A 22,145-nucleotide genomic window follows, 5' to 3' on the forward strand; every position below is an offset into this window, starting at 1 on the left:
CTTGGCTGGCAAGCCCGCGTGGCGCGTGGCCGCACCGCATCAATCATCGCTCACTTGCAGGTCGAGCACGCGCAGTTCCATGCCGCCCGTGGCTTGTATCTGATGGCTGTCACACAACGGGCAGGGCTGGCCGCGCTGGGCGATTGTCACGCTCTGGTTGCAGCCCAAGCACCAGCCCTGACCGGGGCTTTCGATGATCTCGATCTGCGCCCCATCAAGCCGGGTGCCGGGGGCGATGCAGGCCAGCGCAAAACGCAGCGCCTGCACCTCGACCCCAGCCAACTGGCCCACTTCGAGCCGCAATTGCAACACACGGCTAAAGTCCTCGCGCTGCGCCGTGTCATCGACCAGTTGCAGCACACCGGCGGCCAAGCTGGCTTCATGCATGGCGCAAGTCCCCTGGCTGGCCGTTCAGGCAGCGAGGTGGCCCAGCAGCAGCACCCCGCCACCGGCCAGCAAGGCACCACCCAAACCGGTCACGGCAAGCTTGCGGCTGCGCTCGGTCAGCCAGCGCTGCACGCCCAAGCCCACCAGCATGCCCGTTCCGTGCAAGGCGGCGGTCGCCACCATGATGCCCAGCCCATAGACCGCCAAGCCGGCACCGGGGGCTGCAAAACCGTGCGACAAGCCGTGCAGCAGCCCGGCCAGCAGCACCAGGCCCAGCCCAACAGCGGCCGGCAAGCGCTGGCGCGCGGCGGCCAGCAGCATCAAAGCCCCAAACAGCAGCACCGACAGCGCCAGCGCCCACTCCATGAAAGGCAGCATGAAGCCCGTCAGTCCGACCCAAGCCGCCAGCGGCAGCGCCAGCAAAAACAAGACGGGACCTTGCCACGCCTTGCCAGCGGGCAAGGCCAGCACCGACCACAGCCCCACCGCCAGCACAGCCAGCAGGTGATCGGCTGCAAACGGATGTGCCAGCCCCGCCGCTAGCGTATGACCTTCGTGAGCGCCGTGACCGGGGTGGGCCAGCGCAGCCCCCGCAGCCAGCAGGCCGCCCAGCAGTAGCAATGAGCGGACGAGATGTGCTTGCATGATTTCTGTCTCCTAAAAATGAACCCGCGCAGGCTGGGTTTGAAACGACACTGAAAAGCAAGCAAGCCGCAGGCCATTCTTTGGCGAACGGGTGTAAACCCTGGGCTGAGCCCTTGAGCCCCTTGATTTGTCAAGACTCGACCACACCCGCTGACAACGGCCAACGCCGGCGCGTGCGCGACCAAGGCAAGCACCGCTTGCACCTGCGGCATCCGAATGAAAGGAGTTTATCCACATTCATTCAGCAACTTTCTGCCACTCAAACGGACGGACTCGACCCAGGCAGGCCCTGCACCACCCGGGGCTGGGCCGCGCTACACTGCATCCACCACCTTCCTGCCACAGCCGAGCGCCCCCGGCTGCAGGGTTGCCCGCATGACCACCCACCCCTCCACCGACCTCGCCCGGCCCGCTGCGCATCTGGTTCTGTGCGCCAGCGCGCGGCTGGTGGTGGCGCTGCGCCAAGCTGCGGGCCGCCGCGCCACCGAGCAAGGCTTGCGGCATTGGCCCGCCCTCGACTGCCGCACCCCCGAGCAATGGCTGGCTGCGGTGCGCCAGGAATGGGCTTTGCGCGGGCTCTGCCCGCACCCCACGCTGGCGCGCCAGCCCCTGAGCCGGGTGCAGGAGCACTGGCTGTGGGAGCGGCTGATTGGGCAGCGGCTCGGCCCCGAGGCGCCGTATCTGTTTGATTTGGCGGCACTGGCGCGCACCGCCCAAGAGGCGCTGGCGCTGCAACTGACCTGGGGCGTCGCCACCGGCACGGGCCCGCCGTCGGCCGAGCAGCAACAGTTTCAGCACTGGCGCGCCGACTTCGAGCGCTGGTGCCAGCAACACGGCTGGGCCACGCCAGAGCAGCTCGACGCCGCCACGGTGGCATCCCTAGCTGCCGCCCAAGGCTTACAGCAATGGCCGCAGCAACTCAGCCTGGCCGGCTTCCACCGCCTCAACCCGCTCCAGCAGGCGCTGCTGGCGCGCATGGGCGAGCTGGGGGTGGCGCTGCAGCCATGGGATGAGGAGCTGCCTGCGCCCCAGATCGAAACGGCAAGCTACCCCGACCCCGGCGCCGAAATCCAAGCCGCGGCGCGGTGGGCGCAACAGCGGCTGGCCGCCGACCCCCGCTGCCGCTTGGCCATCGTCGCCCCCGACCTGGGCGAGCTGCGCCAGCCCTTGCTCGATGCGCTGGAAGACGCGCTCTGCCCCGAGGCCCTGCACCCAGCGCGGGCGCAGCAGCCACGCCCCTACAACGTTGCGCTCGGCTCGGCACTGACCGAGCAGCCGCTGGTGGGTGCGGCGCTGCTGCTGCTGCAGCGCCTGTGCGCGGCCGACGAGCCGACCCAAGCCGACTGGAGCGCGCTGCTGCGCCACCCGCATTGGTTGCCGCCCGAGCAGGCCCCAACGCGGGCGCAATGGGAGGCACGCATGCGCCGCACCCTGCCGCCACAGATAAGCTTGGCACAGTTGCTCGAATGGGCCTTGCAGCCGCGCCAGCGCCCGCCCGAGGCGCCCGCCGACGCCTGGCTGCCCGCCCTGCGCCAACTGCAAACCCTGCGCAACGGCGCCTGTGCGGGCCAGCGGCTGCCCAGCGCCTGGTCGGCCAGCGTGCCCGACTGGCTGCGGCAATGCGGCTGGCTGCAAGGGCAGCGTTTGACGAGCCACGGCTTTCAGGCCCGCGAGGCGTTTTTTGAGGCCTTGCACGAGCTGGCCGCGCTCGACTCCTGCAGCGGCCCCCTGTCCTGGACGCAGTGGCTGAGTGCGTTGCGCGCGCTGTGCCACGAAACCATCTTCCAGCCCCAGACCGAAGGCGAGCCGCGCCTGCAAGTGCTGGGCCTGCTGGAAGCCAGCGGACAGCGCTTCGATGCGGTCTGGGTGCTGGGGCTGCACGCCGCGGCTTGGCCGCCCCCGGCACGGCCCAACCCTTTGCTCTCCATCCAAGCCCAGCGCCGCGCCGCCTGCCCCAACGCCAGCGCGGCCGAGCAAAGCGCCTTTGCGCAGCAGGTGCAACAGCGCCTGCTGCGCAGCAGCGCAACGCTTTGCCTCTCGTGGCCACGCACCCAGGGCGGCCACCCGTGCGAACCCAGCGCGTGGCTGCTGCAGGCCGCCGCGTCTGCAGCCAGCGGCTTGGCCCCGGCCAGCCGCGCGGCCCCGCTGGCCACGAACTGGGTCGATGGCGTGGTGCGCGACGGCGGCCCAGCGCAGCGGCTCGAGGCCCGGCTCGACGCCCGCGCGCCCGCGCTGGCGCCCGGCGAAACGGTGCGCGGCGGCAGCGCCTTGCTGCGTGCCCAAGCCCTCTGCCCGGCCTGGGCCTATTTTGAATTCCGACTGCACGCCCGCGGGCTCGAAGAACCCGTCGACGGCCTCGACGAGCGCGCGCGCGGCAGCTTGCTGCATCTGGCGCTGGCGCGCCTCTGGACCCATCTGCGCGACTCGCGCACCTTGCAGGCGCTGATGGCGCCCGAGCGCGCACAGGTGGTGGCGCAAGCCGTGGCCGAGGCCTTGCAGCAGCGCGCCGCCGACCCCGATCAACCCCCGCTGACGCCGCGCCGGCTGCGGCTGGAACAGATCCGCTTGCAGCGCCTGCTGCTGCAGTGGCTGGCGCTGGAGGCCCGGAGGCCCGCTGATTTTTCGGTGCTGGCCATTGAAGCCAAGCACGCGATCGACCTCGACGGCCTGGCGCTGCGGCTGCAGATCGACCGCGTCGACCGGCTCGACGACGGCCGCTTGCTGGTGATCGACTACAAAAGCGGCTCCGCCGTCGACACCCGCAGCTGGGCCGAGGCGCGCCTGACCGAGCCCCAACTGCCGCTCTACGCCACCTGGGGCGACCTGGGCGCTTTGCACGACTTGGGCGCCGCCCCGGCCACGGCCCACCCTGCAGGAGCGCGCCCCGACCCCGTGGCCGGTGCCCTGTTTGCCAAGGTGAGCCTGAAAAAGCCGGCCTGGGCCGGCTTGGTGGCCCAGGCCGCATTCAACCCCGGCGGCGCCACCGTGCTCGACAGCGCACGCGGGCGCAAACGCTACCCCGAGGCCGACTTCCCCGGCTGGGCCGAGGTGCTGCTGCACTGGCGCGAGCGCCTGCGCGAGTGCGCCGCCGAAATCCGCCGCGGTGAGGCCGCCGTGCGGGTGCCCGATGAACCCGCGCTGCGCCACTGCCGCGTGCTGGCGCTGCTGCGCCTGGACGAGCGGCGCCGACAATGGCTGGCGCTGCGCGCATCCAGCCCCACACCCGGCTGCACGCCCCCCGTCCAGCCTGCCAAGCCATGAGCCCCGCGCACGACCCGGTTGCGGCCAGCCCGCTGGCGGCCGACTTGCTGGCCCAAGACGAGCGCCAGCGCGAACAGGCCCTCGACCCCACGCGCAGCTTCATCATCCAGGCCCCGGCCGGGGCGGGCAAGACCGAGCTGCTGACGCAGCGCTTTCTGGCCTTGCTCGAAAAGGTGCAAGAGCCCGAACAAATCGAGGCCCTGACCTTCACCAACAAGGCCGCCGCCGAGATGCGCCAGCGCATCGTCGCGGCCTTGCAGCAAGGCCAGCACAACCAGCCGCCGCCCGAGCCGCACAAGCGCCGCACCTGGCAACTGGCACGCCAGGCGCTGGAGCGCGACCGCCGGCTGGGCTGGGGCTTGCTGGAACAACCGGCCCGGCTGCAAGTGGGCACCCTCGACGCGCTGTGCGCCCGGTTGGCGCGCCAAATGCCCCTGCTGTCGCGCTTTGGCGGCCAGCCCCGCGTGGCCGATGACCCCGGCCTGCACCACCAGCGCGCGGCTGCCCACACCCTGGCCCTGCTCGACGGCGAGCAGCCCCAGGCGGCGCTGCTCGAGCGCGTGCTGGCCCGCTTCGACAACGAACACGCGCGCCTGCGACTACAACTCCAGGCCATGCTGGCGCGGCGCGATGCGTGGCTGGCGCTGGGCGACGCGGCGCTGGCTTTCGACGCCGCCGAAGCGGCGCTGCGCGACCTGATCGACGACGAACTGCGCTCACTGGCGCAGCACCTGCCGCGCGCCTGGCAGCTCGCGCTGATGGCGCCGGCGCGCTATGCAGGAGCCCAAGCACTGGCCCAAGCCGACCGCGCCTCCACCCCAGCGGAGCACGCGGCAGCCGCACCAGCCGCCCCAGCGCCGCCCTTGGCCGCCCTGAGCGACTGGCACACGCCGCTGCAGGGCTGCTGCGCCGAATTGCCGCTCTGGCGTGGGCTGGCCGAGCTGCTGCTGACCCAAGAGGCCAAGGTGCGCTCCGCCAGCCGCGCCCCGTCTGGCTTGGGCTTCACCCTGGCCGAAGGCAAGGCCCTCACCGCCCCCTTGCTGGCGGCGCTGCAGGCGCTGCACGCCGACCCGGCGGCCGCGGCGGCGCTGGCGCGGGTGCGCCGCCTGCCCGAGCCGCACATTGCAGCGGCCGAGCGGGAGCAGATCGCCGACCTGCTCGAACTGCTCAAGTGCGCCGCAGCGCACCTGTGGCTGCTGTTTGGGCAGGCCGGCGAAGTGGACTTCGTGGCGATTGCGCTGCAAGCCCTGCAAGCCTTGGGCGAGAGCGAGGCCCCGAGCGAACTGCAACTGCAGCTCGACCACCGCGTGGCCCATCTGCTGATCGACGAATTTCAAGACACCAGCCCGCTCCAGCTCGAGCTGCTGCGCCGCCTGAGCGCCGGCTGGCAAGCGGGCGACGGGCGCACCCTGTTTTTGGTGGGTGACCCGATGCAGTCGATCTACCGCTTCCGGCGTGCCGAAGTCGGGCTGTTTTTGCAAGTGCGCGCCCAAGGCCTGGGTGCGCTGGCGCCTGAGCCGCTGCAGTTGTACCGCAACAACCGCTCGCTGCCGCCGCTGGTCGATTGGGTCAACCGCCATTTCGTGCACGTCTTTGGTGCGCTCGACGACCCGCGCCGGGGCGCGGTCGCGTTCGCCCCCGCCAGCCCCACCCGTCCAGACGGCGCCGGGGCCGGCGTATTTTGGCACCCCCAGATCGAGCACCCCACCCAGGCCGAGCCGGGGCTCGACGCCCTCGAACCCGAAGCCAACGGCGAGGAAATCGATCCCGACAGCGCCGTGCGCGAGGCGCAACAGGTGGTGCACCTGATACGCCAGCGCCTGCAGGCCCACCCCTCCGGCACGGTGGCGGTGCTGGTGCGGGCCCGCAAACACCTCGAGGCGCTGGTGCAGGCCCTGCGCCTGCAAGCGTCGCCGCTGCCGTTTCAGGCGGTCGAAGTCGAGGCGCTGGCGCAGCGCCAGCCGGTGCAAGACCTGCTCACCCTGACCCGCGCCCTGCACCACCTGGCGGATCGGGTGCATTGGCTGGCGCTGCTGCGCGCCCCGTGGTGTGGGCTGCTGCTGGCTGACTTGCACCGCCTGGTGGCCGACGCACCCCAGCAGACGGTCTGGGAGCTGATCAACCAACCCGAGCGCTGCGCGGGCCTGAGCGTCGACGGCCAGCAGCGGCTGGCGCACCTGCGCGAGGTGCTCACACTGGCCTTGGCCCACCAGGGGCAGCAGCGCCCGCGGCGCTGGGTCGAAGGGGTCTGGCAGGCGCTGGGCGGGCCGCAGTGCCTGGCCAGCCCGTCCGACCTGGCCGATGTGCGCGCCGCCCTCGAGGTGCTGGACCGCTGCACCCGCCACGGCCAGTTGGAGCTCGATCGCATCGCGGCCGAACTGAGCCGACTCTACGCGGCAGCCGACCCCGCCGGCGCCCAGGTGCAGCTGATGACGATCCACAAATCCAAGGGGCTGGAGTTCGACACCGTGATCCTGCCCGGCTTGCAGCGCCCCCCGCGCGCGCCAGAACGCAACTTGCTGCTGTGGGACGAGGTGCTCGACGACCACGGCCACGAGCGCCTGCTGCTGGCAGCCGATGCGGCTGCGGGTGCTGACGGCCCGACTCTGTACGACTACCTGCTCGACCTCGAACGCACCCGCGCCCGCAACGAAGCGCGCCGCTTGCTCTACGTGGCCACCACCCGGGCCCGCAGCCAATTGCATCTGCTGGGTTGCGTGCGCCCGGCCAGCCCGGCCGACACCTTGCGCGCGCCCCACAAAGACAGCCTGCTGGCGCTGCTGTGGCCGCAGGCTGAAGCCGAGTTTTTGCGCCATTGGCAGTCGGTTGCACCGGCCGCAAGCCCGGCCGCGCGCGCCAACGCCGCCGACCCGGTGCCGCCCTTGGCCGACTTCGTGCCCCAGTTGCAGCGCCTGCGCCAGCCCGGCTGGCCGGCGGCCTGGTCGCCCCATGCCATGCCCAGCACTGCGCCTGCACCCGCTGACAGCGCGCCGCCCGCCGATGCGGCCCCGCCCGCTGCCGCCGCAGCCGTCGGCACACTGGTGCACCGCTACCTAGAGCTGATCGCCCACGACGGGCTGGACGCTTGGCCTGTGACGCGCCTGCCCGCGCTGCATGCCGCCATGCAGCCCTGGTTGCGCGGCCAAGGCTTGGCCGAGGCGCAGGCCAGCGCCGCCGCCGCCGAGGTGCAGCAGCACCTGCACAACACCCTCAGCAGCGCCGACGGCCGCTGGCTGCTGGCGCCGCATCCGCACGCGGCCAGCGAATGCGCCATCGGCAGCGCCCCCACCGAAGCCACCAGCAGCCCCACGCTGCACCTGATCGACCGCACTTTCGTGCACGAAGGCACACGCTGGATCATCGACTACAAAACCACGGCCCACGAAAGCGCCGCCCTGCCACTTTGGCAGGCCCAATTGCAGCGCTACCGCGCCCTGTTCGACGACGGCCTGCCGGTGCAACTGGCGCTGTTTCTCACCCACAGCGGGCGCTTGCTGCCGCTGGCGGACGCAAAGCCCCCCACCCCATGAACCGCTCCATCGCCTACGCCCTGGCTTCGGCGCTGCTGTTTGGGGCCAGCACCCCGCTGGCCAAGCAGTTGCTCGACCAGGTGCCGCCGCTGCTGCTGGGCGGCCTGCTTTACCTCGGGGCCGGTCTCGGGCTGCTGCTGTACCGGCTGCTGCGCGACCGGGGCTGGCGACACCCCGGCCTGCACGGGCACGACTGGGGCTGGCTGGGTGCGGCCATCGCCGTCGGCGGCGTGGTCGGCACCGCCACACTCATGTTTGGCCTGCAGCTCAGCAGCGCCGCCAGCGCCTCGCTGCTGCTCAACTTGGAGGCGGTGTTCACCGCGCTGCTGGCCTGGCTGGTGTTTCGTGAGCACGCCAGTCGGCGCGTGGTCACCGGCATGCTGGCCATCGTGGCCGGGGGGCTGCTGCTGGCCTGGCCCACCGACCCGGCCGCTACCGCCACTTCCGCAGCTAGCGCCGCCTTGACGGGCACTGGAGCCGCCTTGATCGCCCCCAGCGCCTGGGCGGCAGCCAGCGCCGCTTGGCTGGGGCCGCTGCTGGTGGCGCTGGCCTGCCTGTGCTGGGCCATCGACAACAACCTGACGCGCAAAGTCGCCGCCGCCGACGCCCTGTTCATCGCCGGCAGCCGCGGGCTGGTGGCCGGGGTGGTGAGCAGCGGTGCGGCGCTGGCGCTGGGTGCCACCTGGCCCGCCACGGGCCCCGCGCTGGCGGCCATGTTGGTTGGCTTGCTGGGCTACGGCGTGAGCCTGGTGTTGTTCGTGCTGGCGCTGCGCGGGTTGGGCACGGCGCGCGCCAGCGCCTACTTCGCCACCGCCCCCTTCATCGGCGTGGCGCTCTCGCTGCTGCTGCTGGGCGAGGCCACCAGCTGGCTGTTCTGGCTCGCCGGCCTGCTCATGGCCGTGGGGGTCTGGCTGCACCTGGGCGAGCGCCACGCCCACCTGCACCCGCACGAGGCGCAAGAGCACGAACACTGGCACGCGCACGACGCGCACCACAGCCACACGCATGAGGGCGGCACGGGCACGGAAAGCCCCTTGGGGCACCGGCACTGGCACCGCCACGAGCCCCTCACGCACCGGCACCCGCACTACCCCGACACGCACCACCAGCACCGCCATTGAAGTGCAGCGGCGCGGGCAGCCATGCGGACGCACCGGTGTGCCGCCAAGGTGTGCCCAAAAATGCCTCAAGCACCCGCTGGCGCGGCTTGCGGGTTGCAGCAAATGCGGCCTGTGCTACATTGAGCCCGCACACCCGCTTACCCGCCTCGTGCTGGCCGCGCTGCGGCGCACTGGCCACTTGTTGCGATTTTTGTCGCCTGCGGGTTTGGCTAAGCGGCGCGGGCTAGCGGCCTTTGCGCCAAGATTTTTTGAGGGAATGGGCACCCATGCCTACATTGAACTGGATCGGCAAGGAAGCCGTCGTCAAACACCATAAAGAAGTGCCGTTCCGCCTGCTGGAGCCCGTGCCTGAGCTTTGCTGCGGCCCGGCTCAAGGACCAGATTCGGGCAACCTGATCGTGCAGGGCGACAACCTGCACGCGCTCAAAGCGCTGCTGCCGCGCTACGCGGGGCGGGTCAAGTGCATCTACATCGACCCGCCTTACAACACCGGCAACGAGGGCTGGGCCTACAACGACAACGTCAACAGCCCCGAAATTCGCCGCTGGCTGGGCGAGGTGGTGGGCAAGGAAGGCGAGACGCTGGACCGGCACGACCGCTGGCTGTGCATGATGTACCCGCGCCTGGTGTTGCTCAAGCAGTTTTTGCGCGAGGACGGGGCGATCTTTGTTTCCATCGACGACAACGAGGTGGCGGCGTTGCGGTTGTTGATGGACGAAATTTTCGGCGTTAATAATTTCATCGCTCAGTTCATATGGGAAAAAAGAAAGAACCGAGAAAATCGAAAAATCATTTCTATTCGGCACGATCATGTTATTGCCTATGCGATGAATGGCGAGCACATTGGCAAAGCATTTAAGCCACTCCCGATGAACACAGAAGCCTTGGCAAGGTACAAAAATCCAGACAACGATGTGAGAGGCCCTTGGAAATCTGACCCAGCTACAGCACAAGCTGGTCACGGTACAAAATCTCAGTTTTACGTCTTGACGGCTCCAAATGGAAAGCACCACAAACTTCCGAGTGGTCGATGCTGGGTTTACACGGAAAGCGTCATGCAAGAGATGATTGCCAGCACGAGAATTTCTTTCGGCGAGTCCGGGAATAATGTCCCGAGAATAAAAACCTTCCTGCATGAGAAACAGAGAGGTCTAACCCCTGAGACAATCCTCTTCGCAAATGAGGCATCAACCAACGAGGATGCCAAGAACGCCCTCAAAGAAATTTTTGGCGGGCATTCTCCATTTGAAACACCGAAACCGCCGGAACTAATTAAGCAGTTCCTCCAAATGTGCACGCGGGGTGACGACTTGATCCTCGACAGCTTCGCTGGCTCCGGCACCACCGGCCACGCGGTGCTCAAGCAAAACGCCGAGGACGGCGGCAGCCGCCGTTTCATCCTCGTGGAAATGGATGCAAACATCGCGCAAAACGTCACGCGCGAGCGCGTCCAGCGTGTCGCCCGCGGCTACACCAACGCCAAAGGGCAAGCAGTAGCAGGTCTGGGTGGAGGCTTCCAGTTTTGCCGCTTGTCGGCCGAGCCGCTGTTCGATGCCGGGGGCCAAATCCGCCACGATGTGGGCTTTGCGCAACTGGCCGAGTTTGTCTGGTTTGCCGAAACCGGTGCGGGCTGGAACGGCCACGCCGATTCGCCGCTGCTGGGCATTTTTGAGGGTCGCGCCATCTACTTGCTCTACAACGGCATCCTCAAAGACAAATCGGCCGCAGGGGGCAACGTGCTCACCGGCCCGGTGTTCGATCGGCTGCCCCAGTTCGCTGGCCCGAAAGTGATCTACGCCGCCGCCAACCGCATGGGGCCCCGTGCCGCCCGCGAAAGCGTGTGCTTCAAGCAAACCCCTTACGCGCTGGAGGTGTGAGCAATGCAAGTCTTGCCTCCTCGCGAAAGTACCCAAGACCCTGATTTGCTTGGGGCGCTTGCTGCTCTCAAACGCGCCGCCCACAATGCAACTTTGCAACAGACTGAAGATAGGAGTGCGAACATGAATCTGTCCGACACGATTTATGCCCATGCGCGGGGGCTACCCGCGGATCTGCAACGGGAAGCGCTGGATTTCATCGCTTATCTCGAACAGCGCTACCACATTACCCCCGCCACTCCCGCCACCTCTGGCCGACTGACGACCGAAGCGTTTATCGAGCGCATTGCCGGGAGCGTGGGTGATGATTTTCCAGATGATATCGACGATGCCGGACTGGCAAGCGATGCGCCCAGGGAGTCGCTTGGATGAAAGGCTTTTTGCTGGATACCAATGCCTGGATTGCCTTGCTCAAGAACCAGGCCGGGGTTGTCGCGGGTGTGCGCCGCGCCGGGCTGGATGCACTGTATCTGTGTTCACCCGTATGGTCTGAACTTTGGTTCGGTGCCTGCAAAAGTGAGCGGATAGCTGAAAATCAGGCGCGCATCCGGGAGCTGGTGGTTCATGTGCCCAGCCTGTCTTTCGATGATCGCGCGGCCGAACATTGCGGTGAAATTCGCGCAATACTGGCGCGGGCGGGGCAGCCGATCGGCCCCTACGATATGCAAATTGCCGCCATTGCGCGCGCGGCGGGTTTATGCTTGGTGACGCGCAATGTGTCCGAGTTCAGCCGTGTGCCAAACCTAACGGTTGAAAATTGGCAGGATGTTGCATGAGCAGCTTCACCCCCAAAACCTACCAGCAACAAGTGCTCGACAGCGTGCAGGCCTATTTCAAGGCTTGCCACGAACTGCCGTCGCCGTCGCTGGCCTTTGCCGCCACCACCGAGCGTCTGTGGGGCCGTGGCAGCGCCTACCACCCTTTGCAGGGTTTTCCGGCCGAGATGCCGTATTTTTGCCTGCGCGTGCCCACTGGCGGCGGCAAGACCTGGCTGGCAGCCAAGAGCGTGGCGCTGGTCAACACGCATCTGTTGCGAACCGAGCACAGCGTGATCCTGTGGCTGGTGCCGAGCAAGCCGATTCGTGAGCAGACCATCAAGGCCTTGCAAGACCGCAACCACCCGTACCACGCGGCACTGCGCGAGGCCGGGCCGATCACGGTGCTGGATCTGGAAGCCGCCAAGGGCCTCACCCGCGCCACGCTTGACACCTCGACTGCCGTCATCGTCGCCACCCGGCAGGCATTTCAGGTGGAAGAGGAGGAATGCCGCAAGGTGTATCAGTCCAGCGGCGCCCTGATGCACCACTTTGACAACCTTTCGCCCCGCCAGCGCGATGGGTTGCTGACCGAGGGCAGCGGGGCCGAGCGCACCACACCGTATTCGCTGGCCAACGTGCTGCGCCTGCGTCGGCCCTTTGTGGTGGTGGACGAGGCGCACAACAGCCGCACCGATCTGGCCTTCGATATGTTGGCGCGCTTGCGCCCCAGTGGCGTGTTGGAGCTTACCGCCACCCCCGATCTGGAGCGCACACCAAGCAACGTGCTGCACAGCGTGTCCGCCGCCGAGTTGAAGGCCGAGGAAATGATCAAGTTGCCGGTGCGGCTGGAAACCGAACCCAACTGGCAGCAGTGCCTGGCCGATGCCATTGGCCAGCGCGAGGCCTTGCAGCACTTGGCCGATGCCGAACGGCGTGCCGGGGCTGCGTACCTGCGGCCCCTGGTGTTGATCCAGTCGGAGCCGCGCCGCGCCGGCATCGAGACGCTGGATTTTGAGCGCGTGCGCAACGAGCTCATCACGAACCACGGCATCCCTGCCAGCGAAATCGTGCTGGCCACGGGCGAGGAAAGGGGGCTGGAGCAGATCGACGCGGATTACAAGTTGGGGCTGTCCGACCCGGCCTGCCCGGTGAAGTTCGTCATCACCCAAAAGGCGCTGGCCGAGGGCTGGGACTGCCCCTTTGCCTATATTTTGGTAAGCATGGCTGCGCTGTCGTCGGCCACCGCGGTGGAGCAGTTGCTCGGGCGCGTGCTGCGCCAGCCCGGTGCCAGCCTGCGCAGCGCCCGGGCGCTGAACCAGTCTTATGCCTTTGTGGTGTCGCGCAACTTTGCCGAGACGGCTGGCGCGCTGCGCGATCGGTTGGTGGCCGGTGCCGGATTCGAGCGGCGCGAAGTCGCCGAGTTCGTCACCGCCGCCAAGGCCGAGCAGGCGCGGCTGGACCTAGGTGGCCACGCCGGGCGCGTGATCGTTCGGCCTATTGCCATCACCTTGTCGGAAAAGCCCGACCTCAAGCGCGTGCCCAAAGCGGTGCGCGACAAGGTGAGCTGGGACGGCAAGCTCAACACGCTGACCCTGAGCGCACCACTGAGCGAGGACGAGGCCGAAGCCCTCCAGGCATCGGTCAGCTCGGAAAGCGCTGTGGCGGCGATCATGCAGGCCGCCGAAGAAAGCCGCAGCACGGCGATTGAGTTTTTCCAGACGCCCGCCGAATTGGGCCTGCGCCTGCGCGTGCCCGCTTTGGCCTTGCGCACCGGGGCCGAAAAAAATGGCGAATTGGCGCTGTTTGACGACCCCGAGGTGCTGGAGTACCCGTGGGACTTGTCGCCCTACGATGCCGCCCCGACGGCTGACGACCTTCAGGCATTGGGCGCGGCGCTGAAAGTCTCGGAAGGCGGCGAGATCGACATCGACGCGGGTGGCCATGTGGTGACGCGCTTCCTGCCCGAGTTGCAGCGCGATCTGGGTTTGGTCTATCAGCCCGAAAACTGGGACGCGGTTCGTATTGCCACCTGGCTGTGCCGCAACCTGCCTGAGCCGTCGCTGACCCACGCCAGCAAGCAGGCTTTTGTCGCAGCTTGGCTGGCCAACTTGCTGCGCCAAGGCGGTTTCACGCTGGCGCGCGCCAATCTGCAAAAATTCCTGATTCGCAATCTGCTGGAGGCGCGCATTCGTGATCTGCGCCAGCAGGCCGTGGCCAGGGCTTTCCAGCAGACGCTATTCGGTGCCGATGCGGCTGCGCGCGTGGCGGTGAGCGATGAATACGCCTTCGAGTTTCACGCCCAAGCCTACGCGCCGAGCCGCGACTACGACGGGCGCTTTGGGCACTTCGATTTCCGCCGGCACTACTACGGGCGCATGGGCGATTTCGACAGCGCCGAGGAATTTGAGTGCGCCTGCCAGTTGGACATCTGGGCGCAACAGGGCCGCATCCAGTTTTGGGTGCGCAACCTGGTGCGGCGCGAAGGCTGCTCATTCTTTCTACAAAAGGCCGATGGCCGCTTCTACCCGGATTTCCTGTGCCAGTTGCCCGGCCGCACCGACCAGCCCGGCGCGATTCTGGCCGTGGAATACAAGGGCGCCGATCGCTGGAACGGGGCAGAGGATGATCGCTTGATCGGCGGCCTGTGGGCCAACTTGTCGCAAGGGCGATGCCGGTTCGTGATGGTCAAGGACAAGCGCTGGGATTGGGTCGAAGCGCAGCTCTGAGCTGGCAAGCAATGCAGGCCCGTTTTGCAGCGCATCCTTGCTCCCCAAGCGCCCCAGCCACTCTGATGGACAATCCCCCCCATGACATGGATCACCTTAACCGGCCTTAGCCTCGCCTACGGCCACCTGCCGCTGCTCAATCGGGTGGATTTTTCGCTCCAAGCCGGCGAACGCGTCGGCCTGGTGGGGCGCAATGGCAGCGGCAAATCGTCGCTGCTCAAAATCATCGCTGGCCTGGAGCGGCCCGACGACGGGGCCGTGCAGCGCCAGAACGGGCTGCGGCTGGCCTATGTGCCCCAAGAACCCGATCTGGACCCCGAGGCCAGCGTGTTCGAGGCCGTGAGCGTGGGCTTGCAGCGGGTGCAGCAACTGGTGCAGCGCTACCTGGCGCACGAGCCGGGTTGCGACCTCGACGCGCTGCAAAGCGAGATCGAAACCCTGGACGGCTGGAACTGGGAGCAGCGCGTCGAGCAAACCCTGAGCCGGCTCGGGCTGCAAGCCGATGAGCGCGTTGGCAGCCTCTCTGGCGGGGTGCGCAAGCGCGTGGCACTGGCGCAGGCGCTGGTGGCCTTGCCCGATTTGCTGCTGCTCGATGAGCCGACCAACCACCTCGACCTCGACGCCATCGGCTGGCTGGCCGAGCTGTTGCGCGAGTTTCGCGGCACGCTGCTGCTGATCAGCCACGACCGCGACTTCCTAGACCGCGTCTGCACCCGCATAGTGGAGCTCGACCGCGGCCAACTGCACAGCTACGACGGCGCCTTCAGCGCCTTCGAGCGCCAGAAAGCGCAGCGGCTGGCGCAAGAGGCGCTGCTCAACGCCCGCGCCGACAAGCTGCTGGCGCAAGAGGAGCAGTGGATACGCAAAGGCGTGGAGGCGCGGCGCACGCGGGCCCAGGCGCGCATCGAGCGCTTGCACAGCCTGCGCGCCGAACACGCCCAGCGCCGCGCCGCCGTCGGGCAGGTGCGGCTGGACGTGAACAGCGGCCAAGGCAGCGGGCGCTTGGTGGCCGAGCTCGAGGGCGTGTGCAAAAGCTTTGGCGAGGGCCCCGAGCGCCGCTGCATCATCGACAACTTTTCTGCCACCATTTTGCGCGGCGACAAGGTCGGGCTGATCGGCCCCAACGGCGCCGGCAAAACCACCCTGCTCAAGCTGATTTTGGGCCAGCTCGCCCCCGACAGCGGCAGCGTGCGCAGCGGCAGCCGGATCGAAGTGGCCTACTTCGACCAGATGCGCGACGCGCTGGACCTCAACGCCACGCTGGAGGACTTCATCAGCCCCGGCAGCGAGTGGATCGAGATCGGCACCCGCCGCATCCACGTGCGCAGCTATTTGGCCGACTTTTTGTTTGCCCCGGCGCGGGCGCGCGCGCCCATCAGCGCGCTCTCGGGCGGCGAGCGCAACCGGCTGCTGCTGGCGCGGCTGTTTGCGCGCCCGGCCAACGTGCTGGTGCTCGATGAGCCCACCAACGACCTCGACATCGAAACGCTGGAGCTGCTGGAGCAGTTGCTGACCGAGTTCGACGGCACCGTGTTCTTGGTCAGCCACGACCGGCGCTTCCTCGACAACGTGGTCACCAGCACCATCGTATTCGAGGGCGCGGGCCAGTGGCGCGAGTACGAAGGCGGGGTCGAAGACTGGATCGCCCAATCGATGCGCGTGCACGGCGCCGCCCCGGTGTGGGGCAAGCGCAGCGAAGGTGCGGCGAGCCTGCCCGGAGCCGCTCTGGCCGCCGGCACCGGGCAGGCTCGCGGCGGCGCGACTGCAAACGCTGCATCAAGCTCTGCGGCACCCTCCGCTGGATCACCCGCCCCATCCCCCGCACCCGCCAGCAGCGCGCCGCAGCCGACGGCCACCCCCGCCGCCGCCAAGCGCAAGCTCAGCTACAAAGAGCAGCGCGAACTGGAAGCGCTGCCGCAGCGCATCGAGGCGCTGGAGGCCGAGCAAAAAGCCATAGCCGCCGAATTGGGCGACGGCTTGCTGTTTGCGCGCCACCCGGAGCGCGCCAGCGCGCTGACACAGCGCCACGCCGTCATCGAAGACGAGCTGCTGCAGGCGCTGGAACGCTGGGAGGCGCTGGGGCAGCCGGGTTGATCCTCGGGCCCCGCGCTCAGGTCGCCTTGGCGACGCGCACGGCCCTCTGGCGGCCGCACAATCGCAACCCCATGGGAACGCTCTACTTGGTGCGCCACGGCCAGGCCTCGTTTGGCGCCGACGACTACGACCGCCTGAGCCCGCTCGGGCAGCGCCAGAGCCTGCGCTTGGGCGAGCACCTGCGCGCCCACGGCTGGCAGCCCGATGCGGTGCTGTGTGGCACCTTGCGCCGCCACACCCAGACCTGGGATGCGCTGGCACGCGGACTCGGCGGCCCGACCCCCGAGCCGCTGCCATGGCCGGGCCTGAACGAGTACGACAGCGCCGCCCTGATCGAGGCCCTGCACGCCGCGCCCCTGCCGTCGCCCCACACCCCCGAGGGCTACCGGCAGCATTTTCGGCTGCTGCGCGACGCGCTGCGCCAGTGGATGGCGGGCGTGCTCACGCCAGTGGGCATGCCCGACTACCCGGCCTTTGTGGCCGGCGTGGTGGCGGCGCTGGACCATGTGCGCCAGCTCGGCCAAGGCCGGGTGCTGATCGTCAGCAGCGGCGGCCCGATCGCCACCGCCGTCGGCCACCTGCTGGGCACCACACCCGAGACCACGATCGAGCTCAACCTGCGGCTGCGCAACACCGCGCTCACCGAATTCGAATTCAACCCCAAGCGCCACACGCTGCAAAGCTTCAACACGCTGCCGCACCTGGCGCAGCCCGAGCAGGCCGACTGGATCAGCTACGCCTGAGGCGCCGCGGCCTCAAGGCGCGGCTTTGTGCGCCGCTTCGTTGGGCGCCGCCACCTCTGCAACTTCAGAGGCGCTGTCGGATGGCGGCAGCGTCTCCGACTCGGCGTCGTCATCGAGGTCCACCGCCAGCGCCAGCGCGGGGGCCAGCGCGGCTTCGTCCTCCTCGTCGGGCTCGGGTTCAGCGGACTCGGCGCCAGTTGGGGCCGTGCGCGCCAGTTGCTCGATCACGCTGGCCGACACCTCGAGCCCAATCAGGTCGATGTCGCCCAGCCGCAGCCGCACCGGGGTGCCGCGCGCCAGCCCCGCGCTGCCGGCGGCGTTGAGCACCAGCGGCAGGGTGTCGGCGCGCACCAGCCCGTCTTTGATGACGCTGGCGCTGAGCTCGCCGATCTGCTGTTGCTGCAGGTAGCGCAGCGTCCAGTAGCGCTCCATGCCGTTTTGAAACTGGGCGTAGGCGGTGTAGGCGGCGTCGAAGGCGCTGATGACCACCAGCAGGGCGGTGTCGCGCGGCTTGAAGGGCGCCGCCAGCGCGGCCGCCTTGCCGTGGCGCACGCAAGCGATCAGTTGCCACTGGTTGACCAGATCGGTGTAGCGGCGCAGCGGCGAGCTGCTCCAGGCGTAGCAAGCCACCCCGATGCCGGCGTGCGGCAGCGCCCTGGCCCCCATGCGCACCTTGATGCCCGGCGCCAGGCTGGCCTGGCTGCGGTAGATGGCGGGCACGCCGCAGTCGGCCAGCCACTGGCCCCAGGTGCTGTTGGCCAGAATCATGGCCTCGGCCACCATCAGGTCCAGCGGCGCGCCGCGGCTGCGGGTGCCGATCTGCACCCGCTCATCGCCCGTCGGGCCTTCGGGGGGCGCGTCTTGCAGGGCAAAGGTGTAGTCGGGCCGGGTGAAGGTCTCGGGTTTGCCGCGCACCGCCTCGCGCCGCGCTTTGCAGTGCAGCGCCAGCCGGTACAAAAAAGCCAGTTGCGGGCGCAGGGCGACGATGGCTTCGGGCAGCGGGGCCCCGGGCGCCGCAGCGGGGTTTTGCAGCCAGTCGACGCTGAGGGCCTGGTCGAGCTGGTCGTGGCGCAGGTTGTGCGCGATCGGCACCTGCTCGATGCGCGTCTCGCTGCCGCGCAGCTCCAGCGTCTCGGCATCCAGCCGCAGGTAGAGCGACAGCGCCGGGCGCGCGCCCCCGGCGTCGAGCGTGTAGGCCTGCACCACCGCGTCGGGCAGCATGGTGATTTTGTGCCCCGGCATGTACACGGTGGACAGGCGCTGGCGCGCCACCTGATCGAGCGCGCCGCCGGGTTCGATGGCCAGCCCCGGCGCCGCGATGTGGATGCCCAGCGTCACCTCGGCGCCACCCAGGCCCTGCAGGCTGAGCGCGTCGTCGATTTCGGTGGTGCTGGAGTCGTCGATCGAAAACGCCTGCACCGTGGCCAGCGGCAGGTTCTCGGGCAAGGGCGGCAGGGGCGGCAGCGCCGCAAAACCCACGCCCTTGGGGAACTGATCGAACAAAAAGCGCTGCCAATGAAATTCGTAGGCATTGCGGATGGCGCCCGCGCGCTGCAGCAGCAGCAAGGGGGCGGTGTGGCTGCTGCGCGCGGCGTGCACCACGGCCTTGTACTCGGGCGCGTTTTTATCGGGCCGAAACAGGATTTTATAGAGCTGCTGGGCCACCGCCGGCGGGCACTGGCCCGCAGCCAACTCGGCCGCCCAGGCCTCGGTCTGGGCCTGGATCTGGCGCTTTTTCTCGATCGCCGCCAGCGCCTGCTGCACCACCTCCGCCGGGGCTTTTTTGTAGCGCCCCTTGCCGGCGCGGCGAAAATAATGCGGCGCCTCGCCTAGGCGCAACAAGGCGGCGAGTTGCTGCGCCGTGGTGGGCGGGTCCTGAAAATACTCGGCCGCCAGTTCGGCAAAGCCAAACTCGGCCTCGGGCGCAAACTCCCACGCCAGCTCGAGCTCGATCTGCGGCCGCAGGGCCTCGGCCGCCTGCAGCAGCGCGCTCGGCTCGGGCTGGGCAAAGCGCAGCAGCACCAAGGCGGCCTTGACCTTGACGCGCTTGCCCGACTCCAGCTCGACTTGCAGCGCGGACTCGGATTCGGACAGGATGCGGCCAGCGAGCAACTTACCGGCTTCGTCAAACAGGGCGTACAAAATGGGGCTTTCCGGGCGGAGGCAGGGTGAACAAGGGATGGCGAGGCGGCGGGGGCCGCACAGAGGCGGCGCCCGCACCAGTGCGGCCTTGGGCGGGCTCCGAGTTTAACGGCCTTGCTGCGGCTGCGCGGGCACCGACCTGGTGGCACGGTTCATCGCCGCACCGGCGCTCAAGGGATGCCGAGCCATTTGTGGGTTTGCAGCGACAAGCGCCATTGCGGATGCGCCATGCAATAGCCGATCGCCTGCTGGGTGTGCGCCTGGCGCAGCGGTCCATCCAGCGGCTGCAAAAAAAAGTGCGCAAAGTCCAGCCCCGCAAAGCGCTCGGGCGGGGCCTCGGCTTGCGGATAGACCAGCTTGAGCTCGTCGCCGCGCTGCACGCGCAGCTCGGCGTCGGCCTTGGGGCTGACGCAGACCCAGTCCAGCCCTTCGGGCAGCGCCAGCGTGCCATTGGTCTCGACGGCGATCTCAAAGCCTTGGGCATGCAGCGCCTCGATCAGGGCGGCGTCGAGCTGCAGCAGCGGCTCGCCGCCCGTGCACACCACCAGCGGCCGGCCTGCGCCCAAACCCGAACTTATTCCGCTGCCGCCGCCCCAGCAGGCCCACACCGCCTGCGCCAGCGCCAGCGCGCTGGCAAATTTGCCGCCGCCGCTGCCGTCGGTGCCCACGAAATCGGTGTCGCAAAAACGGCACTGGGCGCTGGCCCGGTCGGCCTCGCGGCCGCTCCAGAGGTTGCAACCGGCAAAGCGGCAAAACACGGCGGCGCGCCCGCTCTGGGCGCCCTCGCCTTGCAGGGTGTAGAAAATTTCTTTGACGCTGTAGTTCATTTCAGTGGCGCACGGCCGCCCGAAGCCACTGAAGCACCCCCTCGGGGGGCAGCGAGCGCAACGAGCGTGGGGGTAACATCATGCCATTGCCCCACTCAAATCGGGCTCAGGCCCGGGTCGGCGGCCATGACCAGCGCCCCGCAGCCGGGCGTCTGGTACAGATCGACTCGCTCCAAGGCCGCCAGCTCGCGCCGCCCTTGTTGCAAGATCCACCCAGCCAAGCTGGCGCAATCGCAGTCGGGCAGACCCGCCGTGGCGGCCAGCTCGTGCAAAGGCTGGTGGTCGAGGGCCTTGAACAGCGGGTCGAACAAGCGCTTGACGTCGCCGAAATCGAGCACCCAGCCCTGCACCGCATCGAGTGCCCCGCCCAGCCCTAGGCGCAGCGTGTAGGTGTGCCCGTACAGGGCCGCCAGGGGGTGGTCAGGCGGGGCGTGGCGCAGCCGGCGCGCGCTGTCGAGTGTCAGGTCTTTCCAGATGCGGTAGCGCTGTCCGTCGAAGCTGGCCCCGCAGGAGGCGGTCTCGAACACCGTGACCCGGCTCAGGCCGGGCAGGGCGGCCACCAGCTGCTGCCACAGCCACGCCGACAGCACCTCGCTGGTGGGGTTTTCCAGCCCCGCGATGTCGTTCAGGCAGTGCCGGTGCAGGCGCTGCTGCAACGGTGCCCAGGCGTGGTCGAGGCGGTCGGCGGCGCCCAGCTCATCAAACAGCCCGTCTGGGCGCGCGTGCAGCAGCACCTCGAAGCCGTGCCCGTGCATGCGGCCGCACTTGTGGCCCGCCGGCACGCGCGGCAACTGGTGCGCCGCCTCGAAGCGGTAACGCCGCCACGTGTGGGCGTGGCCGGTGGCATCGAGCTCGCAGCCGCTGCGCGGGGTGCTTTGCACCCCGATCTGGACCAGTTGCAAGCCCGCGCTGGGCAAGCGCTGCTGCAACCAGCGCGCCAGCGCGGTGTCGTCGGGCTCGGGCAGGCAGTCGTTGAGCAGGCGGTGGTCCAACGCCGCCGTCACATCCGCCAGATGCTGCTGCAACTGCTCCACCTCGGTGCCGGCCACCGCCGCCCAGCCGGGTTCCACGCGCGCGCGCAGCCGCGCCTCAAAGCTGTGCCCATGCAGGCGCGCCTGCGGGTGCTGGGGCGCGCGGCGCTGCAGTTGCCGCGCCGCTTCGAAGCCGGCTTGGGCGCAGTGGTACAGGCTCAGCATGGGGCAAGCCGTCTCATTGGTGCAGGCCAAAGCGCTGCCGCAAGGGGTCGGGGCAGCCCACCTCGGCAAAGCCCTTGGCGCGCAGCAGGCAGGCGTCGCAAGCGCCGCAGGGCTGGCCTAGCGGGCCTGGGTCGTAGCAGCTGCAGGTGTGCGCCAGATCGACCCCGAGGCGCAGCGCCTCGCGCACGATCTCGGCCTTGCTCAGGTGCTGCAAGGGGGCATGGATGCGCAGCCGCTGCGCGCCTTCGACGCCCGCCCGGGTGGCCAAGTTGGCCATGGCCTCGAAAGCCTGGATGAAGGCCGGGCGGCAGTCGGGGTAACCCGAGTAGTCGAGCGCGTTGACACCGATGAAAATGTCGCAACTGCCCAGGGTTTCGGCCCATGCCAGCGCCAGGCTCAGAAACACCGTGTTGCGCGCCGGTACGTAGGTGAGCGGTATGCCCTGCTGCGCCAGCTCATCCAGCGTGCGCTGCTTGGGCACCACCAGCGCCTGATCGGTCAGGGCCGAACCGCCAAAGGCGCGCAGATCCACCGGCAGCGTGATGTGGCGCCGCGTCCCTTGGGCCTGCGCCTGCGCCCGCGCCGCGGCCAGTTCGTGGGCGTGGCGCTGGCCGTAATCGAAGCTCAGGGCGCAGGCGGCAAAGCCGCGCTCACGCGCCAAGGCCAACACGGTGGCCGAATCGAGGCCGCCGCTGAGCAGCACCACCGCCGTGGGTTGGGCCGCGCTCATCAAAGTCATGGTGGGTCCTTTTTTTTCAAGATGGGGGCGAGGGAACCCATCGTGCCAAAGCAGCGGCACGAGCCGGTGCGCAAGCCGCTCATTTTAAGCTTGTGCCGC

The 22,145-nt window shown here is 68.6% G+C and carries 15 protein-coding genes; 9 read left to right on the forward strand and 6 right to left on the reverse strand.

Features of this window, described 5'->3' with window-relative positions:
- Positions 1 to 39 precede the first annotated feature (39 nt).
- Together SRAA_RS10410 and SRAA_RS10415 are read right to left on the reverse strand one after the other, a co-directional pair.
- Entirely contained in the window at positions 40 to 387 is a 348-nt protein-coding gene (locus SRAA_RS10410; RefSeq protein ID WP_045532567.1) for a hydrogenase maturation nickel metallochaperone HypA/HybF, read from the reverse strand.
- A 24-nt stretch (positions 388 to 411) separates the two neighbouring features.
- A complete protein-coding gene (locus tag SRAA_RS10415) occupies positions 412 to 1,032 on the reverse strand; it encodes a HupE/UreJ family protein (RefSeq protein ID WP_045532569.1) in 621 nt (206 codons plus the stop codon).
- Between the two features lie 375 nt (positions 1,033 to 1,407).
- Here SRAA_RS10415 and SRAA_RS10420 point away from each other — a divergent pair, with 375 nt between their 5' ends.
- The 9 genes from SRAA_RS10420 to SRAA_RS10460 all read left to right on the forward strand — a co-directional run bounded on the left by SRAA_RS10420 (position 1,408) and on the right by SRAA_RS10460 (position 17,142).
- Positions 1,408 to 4,293, forward strand: a complete 2,886-nt coding sequence (locus SRAA_RS10420) for a PD-(D/E)XK nuclease family protein (RefSeq protein WP_045532571.1) — start codon at positions 1,408 to 1,410, stop codon at positions 4,291 to 4,293.
- Entirely contained in the window at positions 4,290 to 7,823 is a 3,534-nt protein-coding gene (locus tag SRAA_RS10425; protein ID WP_045533735.1) for a UvrD-helicase domain-containing protein, read from the forward strand. The genes SRAA_RS10420 and SRAA_RS10425 overlap by 4 nt, the downstream gene beginning before the upstream one ends.
- On the forward strand, positions 7,820 to 8,944 hold the full coding sequence (locus SRAA_RS10430; RefSeq protein ID WP_045532572.1) for a DMT family transporter: 1,125 nt from the start codon (positions 7,820 to 7,822) through the stop codon (positions 8,942 to 8,944). The genes SRAA_RS10425 and SRAA_RS10430 overlap by 4 nt, the downstream gene beginning before the upstream one ends.
- A gap of 266 nt (positions 8,945 to 9,210) precedes the next feature.
- Positions 9,211 to 10,821, forward strand: coding sequence for a site-specific DNA-methyltransferase (locus SRAA_RS10435; RefSeq protein WP_045532574.1), 1,611 nt, complete (start codon positions 9,211 to 9,213; stop codon positions 10,819 to 10,821).
- A gap of 123 nt (positions 10,822 to 10,944) precedes the next feature.
- Complete coding sequence (locus tag SRAA_RS10440; RefSeq protein WP_045532576.1) at positions 10,945 to 11,193, forward strand: DUF2281 domain-containing protein; 249 nt, start codon at positions 10,945 to 10,947, stop codon at positions 11,191 to 11,193.
- On the forward strand, positions 11,190 to 11,597 hold the full coding sequence (locus SRAA_RS10445; RefSeq protein WP_045532578.1) for a type II toxin-antitoxin system VapC family toxin: 408 nt from the start codon (positions 11,190 to 11,192) through the stop codon (positions 11,595 to 11,597). The genes SRAA_RS10440 and SRAA_RS10445 overlap by 4 nt, the downstream gene beginning before the upstream one ends.
- Positions 11,594 to 14,305, forward strand: a complete 2,712-nt coding sequence (locus SRAA_RS10450; RefSeq protein WP_045532579.1) for a DEAD/DEAH box helicase — start codon at positions 11,594 to 11,596, stop codon at positions 14,303 to 14,305. The genes SRAA_RS10445 and SRAA_RS10450 overlap by 4 nt, the downstream gene beginning before the upstream one ends.
- An 81-nt stretch (positions 14,306 to 14,386) precedes the next feature.
- Positions 14,387 to 16,399: an ABC-F family ATP-binding cassette domain-containing protein gene (locus SRAA_RS10455; RefSeq protein WP_045532581.1), complete on the forward strand. Its 2,013-nt coding sequence runs from the start codon at positions 14,387 to 14,389 to the stop codon at positions 16,397 to 16,399.
- Positions 16,400 to 16,470: 71 nt separating this feature from the next.
- Positions 16,471 to 17,142 (forward strand): histidine phosphatase family protein, encoded by a 672-nt coding sequence (locus tag SRAA_RS10460; protein WP_045533736.1) that lies wholly within the window; start codon positions 16,471 to 16,473, stop codon positions 17,140 to 17,142.
- A 12-nt stretch (positions 17,143 to 17,154) separates the two neighbouring features.
- Here the strand turns inward: SRAA_RS10460 and SRAA_RS10465 are convergent, their stop codons facing one another.
- The 4 genes from SRAA_RS10465 to queC form a co-directional block, all read right to left on the reverse strand.
- Positions 17,155 to 19,284 carry a ribonuclease catalytic domain-containing protein gene (locus tag SRAA_RS10465; protein WP_045532582.1) on the reverse strand — a complete coding sequence of 710 codons (2,130 nt, stop codon included), beginning with the start codon at positions 19,282 to 19,284 and terminating at the stop codon, positions 17,155 to 17,157.
- 170 nt (positions 19,285 to 19,454) lie between these two features.
- A complete protein-coding gene (queE, locus tag SRAA_RS10470) occupies positions 19,455 to 20,111 on the reverse strand; it encodes a 7-carboxy-7-deazaguanine synthase (protein ID WP_045532583.1) in 657 nt (218 codons plus the stop codon).
- A 95-nt stretch (positions 20,112 to 20,206) separates the two neighbouring features.
- Complete coding sequence (locus SRAA_RS10475; RefSeq protein WP_045532585.1) at positions 20,207 to 21,307, reverse strand: 6-pyruvoyl trahydropterin synthase family protein; 1,101 nt, start codon at positions 21,305 to 21,307, stop codon at positions 20,207 to 20,209.
- A 13-nt stretch (positions 21,308 to 21,320) separates the two neighbouring features.
- Entirely contained in the window at positions 21,321 to 22,046 is a 726-nt protein-coding gene (queC, locus tag SRAA_RS10480) for a 7-cyano-7-deazaguanine synthase QueC (RefSeq protein WP_231849282.1), read from the reverse strand.
- Positions 22,047 to 22,145: the final 99 nt, after the last annotated feature.

Origin of the sequence: Serpentinimonas raichei (genome assembly GCF_000828895.1) — a bacterium.
GTDB classification, from domain to species: domain Bacteria; phylum Pseudomonadota; class Gammaproteobacteria; order Burkholderiales; family Burkholderiaceae_C; genus Serpentinimonas; species Serpentinimonas raichei.